Source organism: Pseudomonas triclosanedens, from assembly GCF_026686735.1.
Lineage (GTDB): Bacteria > Pseudomonadota > Gammaproteobacteria > Pseudomonadales > Pseudomonadaceae > Pseudomonas > Pseudomonas triclosanedens.
The window spans coordinates 4,849,465-4,862,974 of record NZ_CP113432.1; the positions used below are offsets into that span (position 1 = coordinate 4,849,465).

At 66.1% G+C, this 13,510-nt stretch carries 14 protein-coding genes; 3 read left to right on the forward strand and 11 right to left on the reverse strand.

The window, feature by feature from the left end; translation table 11 throughout:
* Positions 1 to 15: 15 nt before the first annotated feature.
* Together OU419_RS22440 and OU419_RS22445 are read right to left on the reverse strand one after the other, a co-directional pair.
* Complete coding sequence (locus OU419_RS22440; RefSeq protein WP_254470552.1) at positions 16 to 1,419, reverse strand: NarK family nitrate/nitrite MFS transporter; 1,404 nt, start codon at positions 1,417 to 1,419, stop codon at positions 16 to 18.
* A gap of 12 nt (positions 1,420 to 1,431) precedes the next feature.
* On the reverse strand, positions 1,432 to 2,733 hold the full coding sequence (locus OU419_RS22445) for a nitrate/nitrite transporter (RefSeq protein ID WP_254470551.1): 1,302 nt from the start codon (positions 2,731 to 2,733) through the stop codon (positions 1,432 to 1,434).
* Between the two features lie 173 nt (positions 2,734 to 2,906).
* Between OU419_RS22445 and OU419_RS22450 the strand changes: the two genes are divergently transcribed.
* From OU419_RS22450 to OU419_RS22460, 3 genes are all read left to right on the forward strand, one after another.
* The gene (locus OU419_RS22450; protein ID WP_254470550.1) at positions 2,907 to 4,769 is read left to right on the forward strand and encodes a histidine kinase; all 1,863 of its coding nucleotides are present in this window, start codon (positions 2,907 to 2,909) and stop codon (positions 4,767 to 4,769) included.
* The gene (gene narL / locus OU419_RS22455; protein ID WP_254470549.1) at positions 4,766 to 5,419 is read left to right on the forward strand and encodes a two-component system response regulator NarL; all 654 of its coding nucleotides are present in this window, start codon (positions 4,766 to 4,768) and stop codon (positions 5,417 to 5,419) included. The genes OU419_RS22450 and narL overlap by 4 nt, the downstream gene beginning before the upstream one ends.
* Before the next feature lie 276 nt (positions 5,420 to 5,695).
* Positions 5,696 to 6,064 carry a putative zinc-binding protein gene (locus OU419_RS22460; protein ID WP_254470548.1) on the forward strand — a complete coding sequence of 123 codons (369 nt, stop codon included), beginning with the start codon at positions 5,696 to 5,698 and terminating at the stop codon, positions 6,062 to 6,064.
* 136 nt (positions 6,065 to 6,200) lie between these two features.
* Here OU419_RS22460 and ubiT read toward each other — a convergent pair whose 3' ends face one another.
* The 9 genes from ubiT to moaC form a co-directional block, all read right to left on the reverse strand.
* A complete protein-coding gene (gene ubiT, locus OU419_RS22465; RefSeq protein WP_254470547.1) occupies positions 6,201 to 6,674 on the reverse strand; it encodes a ubiquinone anaerobic biosynthesis accessory factor UbiT in 474 nt (157 codons plus the stop codon).
* Positions 6,668 to 7,558, reverse strand: coding sequence for a U32 family peptidase (locus tag OU419_RS22470; protein WP_254470882.1), 891 nt, complete (start codon positions 7,556 to 7,558; stop codon positions 6,668 to 6,670). Before OU419_RS22470 ends, ubiT begins: the two co-directional genes overlap by 7 nt.
* A gap of 10 nt (positions 7,559 to 7,568) precedes the next feature.
* Positions 7,569 to 8,564, reverse strand: a complete 996-nt coding sequence (gene ubiU, locus OU419_RS22475) for a ubiquinone anaerobic biosynthesis protein UbiU (RefSeq protein WP_254470546.1) — start codon at positions 8,562 to 8,564, stop codon at positions 7,569 to 7,571.
* Positions 8,565 to 8,619: 55 nt separating this feature from the next.
* On the reverse strand, positions 8,620 to 9,855 hold the full coding sequence (locus OU419_RS22480) for a molybdopterin molybdotransferase MoeA (RefSeq protein WP_254470545.1): 1,236 nt from the start codon (positions 9,853 to 9,855) through the stop codon (positions 8,620 to 8,622).
* A complete protein-coding gene (moaB, locus tag OU419_RS22485; RefSeq protein WP_254470544.1) occupies positions 9,852 to 10,406 on the reverse strand; it encodes a molybdenum cofactor biosynthesis protein B in 555 nt (184 codons plus the stop codon). The genes OU419_RS22480 and moaB overlap by 4 nt, the downstream gene beginning before the upstream one ends.
* A gap of 113 nt (positions 10,407 to 10,519) precedes the next feature.
* Positions 10,520 to 12,034 carry a C69 family dipeptidase gene (locus OU419_RS22490; RefSeq protein WP_254470543.1) on the reverse strand — a complete coding sequence of 505 codons (1,515 nt, stop codon included), beginning with the start codon at positions 12,032 to 12,034 and terminating at the stop codon, positions 10,520 to 10,522.
* Between the two features lie 221 nt (positions 12,035 to 12,255).
* Positions 12,256 to 12,708, reverse strand: a complete 453-nt coding sequence (moaE, locus tag OU419_RS22495) for a molybdopterin synthase catalytic subunit MoaE (protein ID WP_254470542.1) — start codon at positions 12,706 to 12,708, stop codon at positions 12,256 to 12,258.
* 4 nt (positions 12,709 to 12,712) lie between these two features.
* On the reverse strand, positions 12,713 to 12,961 hold the full coding sequence (locus OU419_RS22500) for a MoaD/ThiS family protein (protein ID WP_254470541.1): 249 nt from the start codon (positions 12,959 to 12,961) through the stop codon (positions 12,713 to 12,715).
* Positions 12,958 to 13,443, reverse strand: coding sequence for a cyclic pyranopterin monophosphate synthase MoaC (gene moaC / locus OU419_RS22505; protein ID WP_254470540.1), 486 nt, complete (start codon positions 13,441 to 13,443; stop codon positions 12,958 to 12,960). Before moaC ends, OU419_RS22500 begins: the two co-directional genes overlap by 4 nt.
* Between the last annotated feature and the right edge of the window lie 67 nt (positions 13,444 to 13,510).

Genomic DNA, 13,510 nt, shown 5'->3' on the forward strand with positions numbered 1-13,510 from the left:
TATCCGCCGAGGGACTCAGCAAGGGCTCTCGGCCCCCTTGCGCGCATACCACCACCAGGTGGCGACGATGCAGCTCAGGTAGTACGCGACGAACACATAGAGGGCGCCCTCGGCACTGCCGGTCATGGCCAGCGAGGTACCGAACGCCTTGGGGATGAAGAAGCCACCGAAGGCGCCGATGGCGGCGGAGAAGCCGATCACCGCGGCGGACTCCATGCTGGCGTTCCTGGCGGCCTGGGCCTGGGTGCAGACGCCCTGCCGCAGACGCGCGGCCCACTCGTTGCGGAAGATCACCGGGATCATGCGGAAGGTGCTGCCATTGCCGATGCCGGCGAAGAAGAACAGCGCAATGAAGGAGCCGAGGAAGCCGAAGAAACTGCCCGCGCCATTCGCACCCGGCAGGAAGCTGATCACCGCCAACACGCCGGCGATCATCGCCGCGTAGTTCCACAGGGTGATGCGCGCGCCACCGAACTTGTCCGCCAGCCAGCCGCCCAGAGGCCGGCTCAGGGCTCCCACCAGCGGGCCGAGGAAGGCGTATTGCAGCGGGTTGATATCCGGGAACTGGGTCTTGCTGAGCATGGCGAAACCGGCGGAGAAGCCGATGAACGAGCCGAAGGTGGCCACGTACAGCCAGCACATCAGCCAGTTGTGCTTGCGCTTGAAGATCACCGATTGCTCGCGGAACGAAGCCTTGGCATCGGCGATGTCGTTCATGCCGAACCAGGCGGTGATCGATACCACGGCAATGAACGGCACCCAGATCCAGCCTGCGTTCTGCAGCCACAGGCGGCTGCCGTCGGAAAGCGTCTCCGGCTCGCCGCCGAAGGTGCCGAACAGGCCGCCGGCAACCGCCAGCGGCACGGCGAACTGCATCACCGACACACCCAGGTTGCCCAGGCCGGCGTTCAGGCCCAACGCGGTACCCTGCTGGTTCTTGGGATAGAAGAAGCTGATGTTGGACATGCTGGAAGCGAAGTTGCCGCCGCCGAAACCGCACAGCAGGGCGATGACGGCGAACACCCAATACGGCGTGGCCGGGTCCTGCACGGCGAAGCCCAGCCACAGGCACGGGATGAGCAACGAGGCGGTGGACAGCGCGGTCCAGCGACGACCGCCGAACACCGGCACCATGAACGAATAGAACACTCGCAAGGTAGCGCCGGAGATAGACGGCAGCGCCGCGAGCAGGAACAGTTGTTCGTTGCTGAAGCTGAAACCGGCGGCGTTCAGGCGCACGGTGACGGTGCTCCAGATCATCCATACGGCGAAGGCCAGCAGCAGCGCGGGAATCGAGATCCACAGGTTGCGCGCGGCGATGCGCTTGCCTGACCGGGCCCAGAACTCCGGGTCCTCCGGGCGCCAGTCGATCAGCAGCGGACCGCTGGCAGCTTTGAGTCGGGTGTTGATCATGCCCATGGCGGCACTACCTCAGGAATGGCTGGAAGGAATCGGGGGAGCGTCGACATCGGCCATGCGGGCCTTGCCATCAAGACGCTGTTGCTGCCTGATCGCGTAGTGCATCCAGACCATGCACACCACGGTCAGGCCGAACAGCAACATGAAGCAGGAGGAACGCACGCCGATGTGGTCGGCGGCGTAGCCGAACAGGATGGGCAGGCAGAAGCCGCCGAGGCCGCCGATGACCCCGACCATCCCGCCAACGGTGCCCATGTTCTGCGGGTAGTAGTCGTGGATGATCCGGTACACGCTGGCCTTGCCGAAGCCCTGGGCGATGCCGACGACGAACACAAGGAAAGTGAACAGCCAGACATTCAGGCCAACGCCCAGGCTGACGTCGCCGTTGATGCCGTGGATGGTCATGGTGGTCTGCGGATAGGAGAGGAAGAACAGGCAGACCAGGCAGATCCAGAACACGCCCCAGTTCACCGCGCGGGCACCGTAGCTGTCGCTGAACCAGCCGCCCAGGGCGCGGACCAGGCCCGACGGCAAGGTGAACAGCATGGTGATGAACGACGCGGTGCGCAGGTCCAGGCCGTACTCGGCGATGTAGTACTTGGGCAGCCACAGGGCCAGGGCCACGAAGCCGCCGAAGACGAAGAAGTAGTACAGGCCGAAGCGCCACACGCGCAGCTCTGCCAGCGGCGCCAGTTGCCTGGCCAGGCTCGGCCGCGGCCGGCTCGGCTCGGCATCGCCGCCCCTGGCGTGGGCCGGGTCCGGCCAGGTGCAGAACCAGAACAGCGCCGCGGTGACCAGCATCGCCACCGAGTAGACTTGCGGCACCATGCGCCAGCCGAAGGCGACCACGATCATCGGCGCCACCAGGTTGGTGATCGCCGCGCCAGCGTTACCGGCACCGAAGATGCCCATCGCGGTGCCCTGGCGCTCCTTCTCGAACCACGCCGATGTATAGGCAATACCTACCGCGAAGGAGCCGCCGGCAAGGCCGACGAACAGGCCCAGTACCAGGTAGTGCCAGTAGACGCTGGCGAAAGCCAGGCCGTAGATCGGGATGGCCACCAGCAGCATGTGGATGAAGAACACGATGCGGCCGCCGAAACGGTCGGTGATCAGCCCCAGCGGCAGGCGCACCAGCGAACCGGTAAGGATCGGCAGCGCCACCATCAGGCCGAACTGGGACTCGGACAGTCCCAGGTCCTCCTTGATGCGGATACCGATGATCGAAAACATCGTCCAGACCGCGAAGTTCACGGCGAACGCCAGTGTGCTCATGCCGAGCACGGAGTACTGTTTCTGACGATGGGACAACATGGCTAAGCTCACTTCCTGACAGCCTTTGCCCGCACGTTAGGTAAGGCCTAAGCGTCTTCTCTTGACCGTCATCAATGAGCCAAAGGGCGTTTCATGAGCAGATGCGCGCCGCTACCTCCTTGGTGGTACGCCAGAAAAATGCACTTAACCATTTGTTTATAAAGGCATTTTTAATGAAGAAAGCGCACTCTTCGGAGTCTCCCGCAAACGACCGACTCTTTGGAGGTAGTGCCGCCCCCGGACCCGCCGCCTTGCGGAAATCCATCGTTCTGCGCTTCGGCTGCTACCTCACCCTGCTGGTGTCCCTGGCATTGGCCGGCATGTTCAGCGCCCTGCTTTTCGCCGACTATTCGCACCAGGACGCGGCAGTGATCAACCAGGCCGGTTCTCTGCGCATGCTCACCTACCGGCTGGCGCTGGACCCTTCGCCGCTCAATCGCCAGTCGCTGCAGACGACCCTGAGTTCACGCCTGGAAAGCCCGGAAATCCTTCATCTGCTGCAACGCGCCGACACCGACGCGCCGCTGCGCCAGGAGCACGAGCAACTGCGCCGCGAACTGGCGCAACTGGACATCCAGCCCACCCCGGAACTGGAAACCCTCGACACCTTCGTCAGCCACATCGACGCCTTCGTCGGCACCCTGCAGCGCAATGCCGAACAGCGCTCGCAGATGCTCAGCACGGTGCAGGGGCTGTGCCTGTTCCTCAGCCTGCTGGTGGTGTTCATCAGCCTCTACGACCTGAGCTACCACGTGGTCGGCCCGCTGCGTGAACTGACCGGCATCGCCCGTCGCCTGGGACTCGGCGACCTGGCCGCGCGGGTCAGCAGCAGCGGCGAGGACGAGCTGAGCCAGCTCGGGGAACGCTTCAACCAGATGGCCGAGGAACTGCAGGCCATCTATGGCGACCTGGAAGAGCGGGTCGCCGACAAGACCCGCGCCCTCTCCCACAGCCACCAGCGCCTGGAGCTGCTCTACGCCAGCGCCCGCAGGCTCGGCCAGGACCCGTACGACCAGCGAACCCTGCAACCGCTGCTCAACCAGCTCGAAAGCGTGCTGCAGGCCGGCAAGGTGACCCTCTGCCTGAACAAGGACGGCGTCGAGCGCGCCTACACCTCGCTCGTCACCAACGGCACCACGGGCGGCTTCTGCATGAGCGGCGAATGCGGCGCCTGCCGCGCCCAGGCCGAGCATTGCAGCGAGCCGGTCAAGACCTTCAACCCACTGCTGATCCAGCCGCTGAGCATTGGCGAACACCGCTTCGGCGAGCTGTTCATCGAAACCGTCGATGGCCGCCTGGAAGACTGGCAGCGCCAGTTCATCGAAGCCTTCTGCGACAACATCGCGCGCACCTTCGCCCTGTCCTTGCAACAGGAGCAGGAGAGCCGCCTGGCGCTGCTGGCCGAGCGCAGCACCATCGCCCGCGAGCTGCACGACTCGCTGGCGCAGTCGCTGTCCTACCTGAAGATCCAGGTCAGCCGGCTGAGCACGCTGCTCAAGCGCGAAGCGTCCGCGCAGAAGATCGACGAAACCCTCGACGAGCTGCGCGAGGGCCTCAACAACGCCTACCGCCAGTTGCGCGAGCTGCTGACCACATTCCGCCTGAGCCTGGAGCAGTCGAGCCTGGAAGCCGCGCTGGCGAAGACGGTGGAAGAGTTCGGCGAGCGCGGCGGCCTGGCCGTCGAGCTGGACAACCGTCTGGCGCACATCCCGCTCAACCCCAACGAGGAAATCCACATCCTGCAGATCGTCCGCGAGGCGCTCTCCAATGTGGTCCGCCACGCCCGCGCCAGCCACGCGAAAGTGAGCCTGGCCGAAGAAGCCGACGGCCAGGTGAGCATCTGCATCGAGGACGACGGAATCGGCTTTGACCCAGCGCACGATCGCAATGGCCACTACGGGCTTAGCATCATGCACGAGCGCAGCCAGACCCTGGGAGCCAATTTCAGCATCGCTCCGCGCGCGCCCCACGGCACCCGCGTAACCGTACGCTTCACCCACAAACCCCTGTCGCAATACCCGGAGACCACCCCATGACGGCCACCTCCACCGATGACCGCGCTCGCATTCTGCTCGTGGACGACCACCCGATGATGCGCAAGGGAGTCATCCAGTTGCTGGAGTTCGAGAACGACCTGTGTGTGGTAGGCGAAGCCGGCAACGGAGAGGAAGCCCTGCGCCTGGCCAGGGAGCTGGAGCCGGACATGATCCTCCTGGACCTGAACATGAAGGGCATGACCGGCCTCGACACGCTGCGGGCGATGCGCGAGAACGACGTGGACGCGCGTATCGTAGTGTTCACCGTCTCCGATGATCGCCACGACGTGATCAATGTGCTGCGCGCTGGCGCCGACGGCTACCTGCTCAAGGACATGGAGCCCGAGCGCCTGCTGGAGCACATTCGCCAGGCCGCCACCGGCCAGCTCGCCATCAGCCCTCAGCTCACCCAGGTACTGGCCCAGGCGTTGCGCGGCGACGACCGGCCCAAGGGTATCGAAGAGCTTACCGACCGCGAACGGCAGATCCTCCGCCAGCTCGCCCACGGCTACAGCAACAAGATGATCGCGCGAAAGCTGGACATCACCGAAGGCACCGTGAAGGTTCACGTCAAGCGCGTGCTGCACAAGCTGGGCATGCGCTCGCGCGTCGAGGCGGCGGTGTGGGCGGTGGAGAACCATCTGGTCTGACCGCCCGCACCGAAGATGACCGTACCTGTAGGAGCGAGCTTGCTCGCGAACGAGCTCCACGGATCAGCCCCGTAGGGCGCATAACGCCACAGGCGTTATCCGCCGGCCGATCTGGACGGCGGATAAAGCATTGCGCTTTATTCGCCCTACCTCACTACCTCACTACCTCACTACCTCACTACCTCCGTTGGAGTAGTCCTGCGCGGCATTTGATTCAGATCATGTCGCGCCTGCTCGGCGTCGCCGGACACTGCCGGACTCACCCCGGAGGTTCCCATGTCATCGACGACCGAATTACCCATCGTGTACTCCTGCTCCGGCTGCTCCAACCTCGCCCAACTGGCCAACGACCTTGCCTTGCGCCTGGATCGCGACGGCCTTGCGGAGATGTCCTGCATAGCAGGCGTTGGCGGCAACGTTCCGGCACTGGTGAAGAAGGCCCGTTCAGGCCGGGAGATCATCGCCCTCGATGGCTGCCATCTGCACTGCGTGCAAGGCTGCCTGGCGAACCACGGCGTGAAGGCCACGCACGAGGTGACGCTGACCGAGTACGGCCTGAAGAAGCGTTATCGCCAGGATGCGCCGGTACAGGACTTCGAGATGCTCTATGAAGAGCTGCGGTTCCTCGTGCGCGCCCAGCCCTGAGCCTTCTTCTCCCAGGCCAGACACGAAGCCAATGGACGCTCCAGACGCAGGATGGTGTGGAGCGAAGCGATACCCATCGATTGGCGCGCGGCACAGCATGGGTATCGCAAGTTCCACCCATCCCACGGTGAACGGTTCAGGCCCTCTCCTGCACCACCCGGCTGGCGCGACGCATGGCGCTCCATAGCCACGCAGGGAGGCTGTCGGGGTCGAGGCTGTCGATGAGGTTCTTCACCGCCAGCCCCAGTTCGGTATCTCCTTCAATCACCAGGCGGCGACGGAAGAACAGCGTATCGGGATCTTCCTCACGCGCCGCCAGCAATAGGAAATCGCGCCAACACCCTCGAATGGTCACGCTCGCGACGCACGCATCGGCGAAGCGCAAGCCATCGTGGCCACGGGTGAGGCTCCAGCCCAACCCGAGATCGCTGACCTCCAGGCGCAGCCAATGCCCGTCGAGAACATCGAAGGCGCCCTGTGCCAGCGGATCGGCGAACAGGCGATTGGCGGCCCGCTGCAACACTGCGCGCTGCAGGCCCGGCGGCACCCGCGCGGCCAACGGCAGTACATGATCGACGGCGCGCAGGGCGCCGGTTCGCAGATTCAGCACAGGCTCACCTCATCGCTGCGCAGCATGCCCGGGCGGCCATGCCAGTAGCCATTGCAGCCATTCACCGCCAGCGGCGGCGTAGCCCCCTTGCGTACCTCGTCGAAGGCCCGCACTACCTCGACCATGCCCTGCGCACGCGGGCTCAGGCGCAGCAGGTCGGCGCCGCACTCCCGCAGCGAGGCGTAGTCCGCCAGCAGGTTGCTGGCCTCGCCGGACATCGTCTGGATGCCGTTGAGAGTGAACAGCGGCATGCCCTCCTGGCTGAGCATCGACAGGCCCTCCGGGTAGTTCAGGCAACAGAACTGGCAGTCGTCCTTGGGCCGGTTTTCCGCGCGGGCGGTGAAGCAGCGCGCCGAATAGGCCAGCGGCAGGTGACCGTAGGCGAACACCTCGGTCTCCACATCGTTCACGCCCAGCTCCCGCGCCTGCTCGACCACGCCACGGATCTGCTCGCCGGAGCATTCCACCGGCGGCACCCAGCGGCGCAAACCCGCCTCGCGCAGCTCCCGCAGCGTGTGGCCGTTGTAGACATTGAGCGCGGGGCCGCCGGTGAACTCGACACCGAGGGTGCCGAGCATCTGCACCGCGCCCATGTCGTTCGCCTCGACCTGCAGCTCGCCGTTGGCGCACAGGCGGCGCAACGAAGACAACTCGGATGCCGCCTCGATCAGCGCCAGGCCCGAGATCAGTATCTGCGCCCCGCTCTGCTGCGCCAGTTCGCGCCCCAGCCCCAGCCAGTCGTCCAGCGACAGGGCGCGGCGCTTGGAGCAGACCGTCTCGCCGATGTAGATGGCATCCAGAGGCTGTTCGGCCATCTGCGCGTAGAAGTCCAGGAGTGTCCGGCGGTCCCAGTAGAACAGCACCGGCCCCAGGCTGAGTTTCATCATGAGCCCCTCACTGCCAGGAACGATGGTAGGCACCCAGGGTCGTCTGGTGGCCTTCGGAAAGCTTGTCCAGGGCTTCCTGCCATTGCGCCAGCGCGCGGTATTGCTGGGGTGAACGCCTCCATGCGTCCAGCGCCCGGCGCCAGACTCGCGTGACCTGCTCGACATAGGCCGGGCTGCGCTGGCGGCCTTCGATCTTCACCGCCGCCACACCGATCTCCGCCAACTGCGGAATCAGGTCGATGGTGTTCAGGCTGGTGGGTTCCTCCAGCGCATGGAAGCGCTCGCCGTTGACCACGAAGCGGCCCTTGCAGAGGGTCGGGTAGCCGGCCGCTTCGCCCGGCGCATAGCGGTCGATCAGCACGTCGTTGAGACGCGAGGTCAGCCCTTCCGGCTCCTCGCTCCAGCGCACGGCCCTGGCTGGCGAGCATACGCCACAGAGGTTCGGCGATTCGCCGGTGACATAGGACGACAGATGGCAGCGCCCCTCGGCCATGATGCACAGGCTGCCGAAGGCGAAGACTTCGATCGGCACCGCGCTGTTCGCCGCCACCTGGCGCACCTGTGCCAGCGACAGCACACGTGGCAGCACCGCGCGGCGAATGCCGTAGCGCTCGTGGTAGAACGCCAGCGCCTCGACGTTGGTGGCCGAGCCCTGCACCGAGAGATGCAGCGCGAGGTTCGGATGGCGCCTGGCCGCGTAGCCAAGCACCGCGCAGTCGGCGGCGATCAGTGCGTCCACCCCCAGCTCGGCGGCGTGATCCACCGCGCGCTGCCAGCGCGCCCAGCCGGCAGCGCCGGGATAGGTGTTGACCGCCACGTACATCTGTCTGCCGGCGGCATGGATGAGCTCCACCCCCTGGCGCAACTGGCGCTCGTCGAGGTTGAGACCGGCGAAGTGCCGAGCATTGGTGTCGTCGCGAAAGCCGACATAAATGGCATCGGCCCCTTCGCGCAGGGCCGATTTCAGGGCGGGCAGGCTCCCCGCCGGGCAGACCAGTTGCATGTTTCCCCCGGACACTTCGAAGGCCGCCGGCCCCAGCCGGCAGCCGGGAACGGCGTCAGGCGCCGAGTTCGCTGAATGACAGGAACGGCAGCGGTTCGCCGGCGCGCAGGGTGCGCCCGGCCTCCACTATCGCCAGGCCGTCGGCCCAGCTCGCCGTCCGCAGCATGGCCGAACCCTGCTGCGGGTGCGGAGTGATGCAGGCGAAGCCGCGGGCATCCAGCTCCACGCGCGAGCGCAGGTACTGGCGGCGCGAGTTGGGCGCAGGCCAGTCGAACCCTGCCGGCAAGGTTGCCGGCAAGGCCTCTACCGCATCGCGGCCCTGGGCACGCCAGAGGAACGGTCGCGCCACCACCAGTGCGGTAACCAGCGCGGCGGCCGGGTTGCCCGGCAGGCCGATCCAAGGTTTGCCGGAAATGCTGCCGAACGCCAGCGGCTTGCCCGGCTGCATATTCAGCTTCCACAGGTGCAACTCGCCAAGCTCACGGATCGCCTGCTTGAGGCAGTCGCGATCGCCCACCGACACACCGCCGCTGGTGACCAGAACGTCCCATTCGGAAGCCGCGAGGCTCAACGCATCGCGGCTGGCCGCCAGGGTGTCGGCAAGCACGCCGTAATCGTGCACCTCCATGCCCCAGCTACGCAGCAGCGCGCCGAGGCTGAATCGGTTGGCGTTGTAGATCTGTCCCGGCGCCAGGCTCTCGCCCGGTTCGCGCAGTTCGTCGCCACTGCTCAGCAGGCATACCCGCAATCGCCGGAACACCGCCACGCTGTCGAAGCCCACGCTGGCCAGCAGGCCAAGCTCCTGGGCGCGCAGCTTCCTGCCGGGGGCCAGCAGCGGGTCCCCCACGCAGACCTCCTCGCCGCGCGGACGCACATGGTTGCCCTTGTCGACCCGCGGCACCTGCAACCACTGCCCATCGGCCTGGCAGTCTTCCTGGGCGACCACACAGTCGGCCCCCGGCGGCAACGGCGCGCCGGTGAAGATGCGCATGGTCTCGCCGGGCTGCAACTCGACCTGGCTGGACTGCCCGGCTGCAATACAGCCGGCGACCCGCAAACGCGCGCCGTCGGCGCCGGTATCGGCGGCGCGCAGGGCATAGCCGTCCATCGCGCTGTTGTCCCACAGCGGCAGGTCCAGCGGCGACCGGATGTCTTCGGCGAGAACCCGCCCCAAGGCCTGTTCCAGGTCGACCCGCACCACCGGCGGCGGTGGCGGAACGAAATCCATCAGCGCGGCGATGGCCTCGTCGACCGGGCGCAAGCCAGCGCCGGAACATCCGCAGCCGTTCATGAGCGGGTACCGCAGGCCAGCACCGGGCGCTCGGGCAGGCGCTTGAGATGGGGAACGAAGTTGCACGGGCGGGTGCGGCTGTCCAATTGATGCACGAGGATCCTTTCCCAGGCCGTCAGGCAGGCGCCGGTGGAACCGGGCAGGCAGCAGATCAGCGTTCCGTTGGTGATACCGGCGATAGCGCGGGACTGGATGGTGGAAGTGTCGATCTCCTCGCGGGAAATCTGCCGGAACAGCTCGCCGAAGCCATACACCGTGCGCTCCAGCAGCGGCGCAACGGCCTGCGGAGTGTTGTCACGGGCGGTAAAGCCGGTGCCGCCGGTGATCAGACCGACCTGTACCTTGGGATCGGCGATCCAGGCCGAAACCACGGCGCGGATCTGGTAGATGTCGTCGGTCACCAACTGGCGCTCGGCAAGGGCATGGCCGGCGCGCTGCAGGGAGGTGACCAGCGCCTGGCCGGAGGTGTCGTTGTGCAGGCTGCGGGTATCGCTGACGGTGAGGACGGCGATCTCCAGCGCCTGGAATTCCTGGATGCTCAAATGGCTCATGACGGGCTTCCGAAAATTGGCTGGCGCCAGCCTGCGCTCGCAGACGGCCGCCGCCCATTCCCCGGAAGAGGTAGCGCCCCGGCGCGTGCGGGGCACTACCGTCGGTCACGGCGTCAGAGGTGTTTGATCTTGTCCAGCTCGTCCGCGCTGTAGTTCTGCTCGGTGGACTTGGTCAGGTCGGTGAGGAAGCCTGAGCGCAGTACACCCGCCTGATCCAGAGCCCACAGTGCAGTGCCGTTGCTGAAGCGCTCTGCGGCGGCGCGGGCGGCCTCGCCGTCCTTCTGCGCGAGCGTCTTGAGCATCTCGTCCTGGGCTGGCTGGGCGGCGTGCAGGCTGCTTTCCAGGCGATCGCGCCAGCTATGCAGCAACGGCATGTACTTCTTGTCGTTGGCATGCGCCAGGGAAGTCAGGCTGCGGAAGGTCCACCACGCGGAATGCTCGTCGAAGTCATCGGTACCCTGCTGGAATACCCGTGGCGTGCTGCGCAGGCTCTCCAGGTAATACGGCAGCAAAAGGCCGTCGCGCACATTGCCCAGCGACTGCCAGGACAGCACCTGCAGCCCCTTGGGCATCGCCGGCCGGACCTGCAGGATGTGCGCCTCGACGTTGCGCTCCATCGCGATGGGCCGCTGCTTCTGCCCGCCATCCGGCTTCTTGCCGTCCAGCGGCGTGCCGGCGTAGCTGTCGATGCGCAGGATCGATGCGACCTGCTCGACGCTGATCGGCTTCTCCGGCTTGGTATAGAAGGGGTACTGCTGTTGGCGGATGTCCTGCTTGCGCGCGGGCTCCAGCTTGCTCTGCACCAGCCATTCGCGGTCGACGTTGTAGGCATCGCCGACGATACCGAACGCCTTGGCGAAGTTGAATTTCGCCGGGTCGACCTTGTCCAGCAACTGGTGTTTCTCGACGAACTCGGCGATGCCGGCGCTGCTCAGGACGTTGGCCTTGTCGTTGAGGTTGGCGTCATGCACGCGCATGCCGTTGGCCATCACCACGTAGCCGTCGTCCGGCACGCGCACGGCGATCCAGTGGTGCCCCGAGCCGATCTCGAACAGCCAGGCTTCCTTGTCGTCGGCGATCTGGATGCCGTTGGTTTCGCCAGCCCCAAGGGTCTCCACATATTTGCCGAGCAGTTCCACGCCTTCGCGGGCGCTTTTCGCCTGGGCCAGGATCAGGTCCGGCAGGATGGCTTCGATCACGCCGCCTTCGTCGGCCACCAGCGGGTCGGCCTTGGCGGCCTTCTCGTTGGGCTCGGTGCTATTGGTGGCGGAGAGGATCACCCCGGCTTCGTTGGCGCCGAACTCGCTCCACGGACCGAGGGCGCCGAGCTGGTCGCCGTTCCAGTCACGCATCGCGGTGTAGCGCAGGCCGACCTTGGGCGCGGGCACACTGACACCGTTGTCGAAGCTGAGCTTGTCGCCGTCCTTGTATTCCTGGTGCGGCACCACGACGAAGCGCTTGGCGTGGTTGTTGTAGGTGTAGTCTTCCAGCCGCGCGACCAGCACCGAACCGTCGGCAGTGGCGTTGCGTCCGGCAATGATGGTGGTGCAGGCCAGCGCGCCCTGGCTGAAGCCGCCAACCAGCATGGCAGCGGCGAGCGCCTTCAGCGCGAAATGTGGCTTGTTCATTGATGTCTCCTCGGCTTGCGGTCCCGTCGCGGCGGCAGGTGCCGACGCGACGCTGGAGCCAGGAGATGTACAACGCGCAGCGGGACGCTTCCTTGGCGTGGAGCAACGCTACCTCCCTGGCATCGCACCTGAGCATAGACAAGCGCAGCCAGCGTGCCCGGGCCAGACGTTGGGCGCGACGAAAGGCCCCAGTGCCGGAGTGCGTCGGACGCAGCTCGGCTTCAGCCGTTCCAGCGCTCGGCGGCAGCCTGGTCGCTGCGCCGGCCTTCGACCCAGCGCGGGCCTTCTGTGGTGTCTTCCTTCTTCCAGAAAGGCGCGCGGGTCTTGAGGTAGTCCATCACGAAGTTGCAGGCATCGAAGGCTGCCTGGCGGTGGGCGCTGGCGGTGCCGACGAAGACGATCGGCTCGCCCGGATCGAGCCGGCCGATGCGGTGGAGAATCTCCAGGCGCAGCAGCGGCCAGCGCTCGCTGGCCTCGGTGGCGATCTTCTCCAGCGCCTTCTCGGTCATGCCCGGATAGTGTTCCAGGAACATGCCGCCGACCTCGCGGCCATCGTTGAAGTCACGCACGTAGCCAACGAATGCGACCACCGCGCCAACACCGACGTTGGCGGCGTGCATCGCGTTGACTTCGGCGCCGGGATCGAACGCCGCCGACTGGACGCGGATCGCCATTAGCTCAGCCTCCGGTAACGGTGGGGAAGAACGCCACCTCGTCGCCATCGGCGAGGGGCTCGTCGAGGGAGCACAGCTCCTGGTTGCGCGCGCACATCAGGTTCTGCTCGCCAAGCACACTCCAGGCACCACCGCGCGCCAGCAGCAGGCGCCGCAGGTCGTCAAGGCTGGCCAGGTTCTCGCTCCAGCTCAGTTGCTCGCCGTCCAGGCCGAGGGCTTCGCGGTAGCGGGCGAAGTACTGCACGCGGATCATGGGGTGTCTCCCGCGGCATCCGCCACATAGTGGCCGCTCTTGCCGCCGAGCTTCTCCAGCAGGCGCACGCTCTCGATGGTCATGCCACGGTCCACCGCCTTGCACATGTCGTAGATGGTCAGGGCGGCGACGCTGGCGGCGGTCAGTGCCTCCATCTCCACACCGGTCTGCCCGGCCAGCTTGCAGCGCGCAACGATATGCACGGTGTCATTGCCTTCGGCGGACAGTTCGACCTTGACGCTGGTGAGCAGCAGCGGATGGCACAGCGGGATCAGCTCATGGGTCTTCTTCGCCGCCTGGATACCGGCGATACGCGCCACGGCGAACACGTCGCCCTTGGGATGGCCGCCATCCTGGATCAGCGTCAGGGTGTCCGGGAGCATGCGCACCCGGGCTTCGGCCACCGCCTCGCGGGACGTCACGGCTTTTTCGGTGACATCGACCATGTTGGCGCGGCCTTGGGAATCGAGATGGGTCAGCACGGACTGGAACTCTCCGGAAGATCAGGGGAACAGTGTAACCCCGGCAGGCGCAGCCGGCAGTTCACCG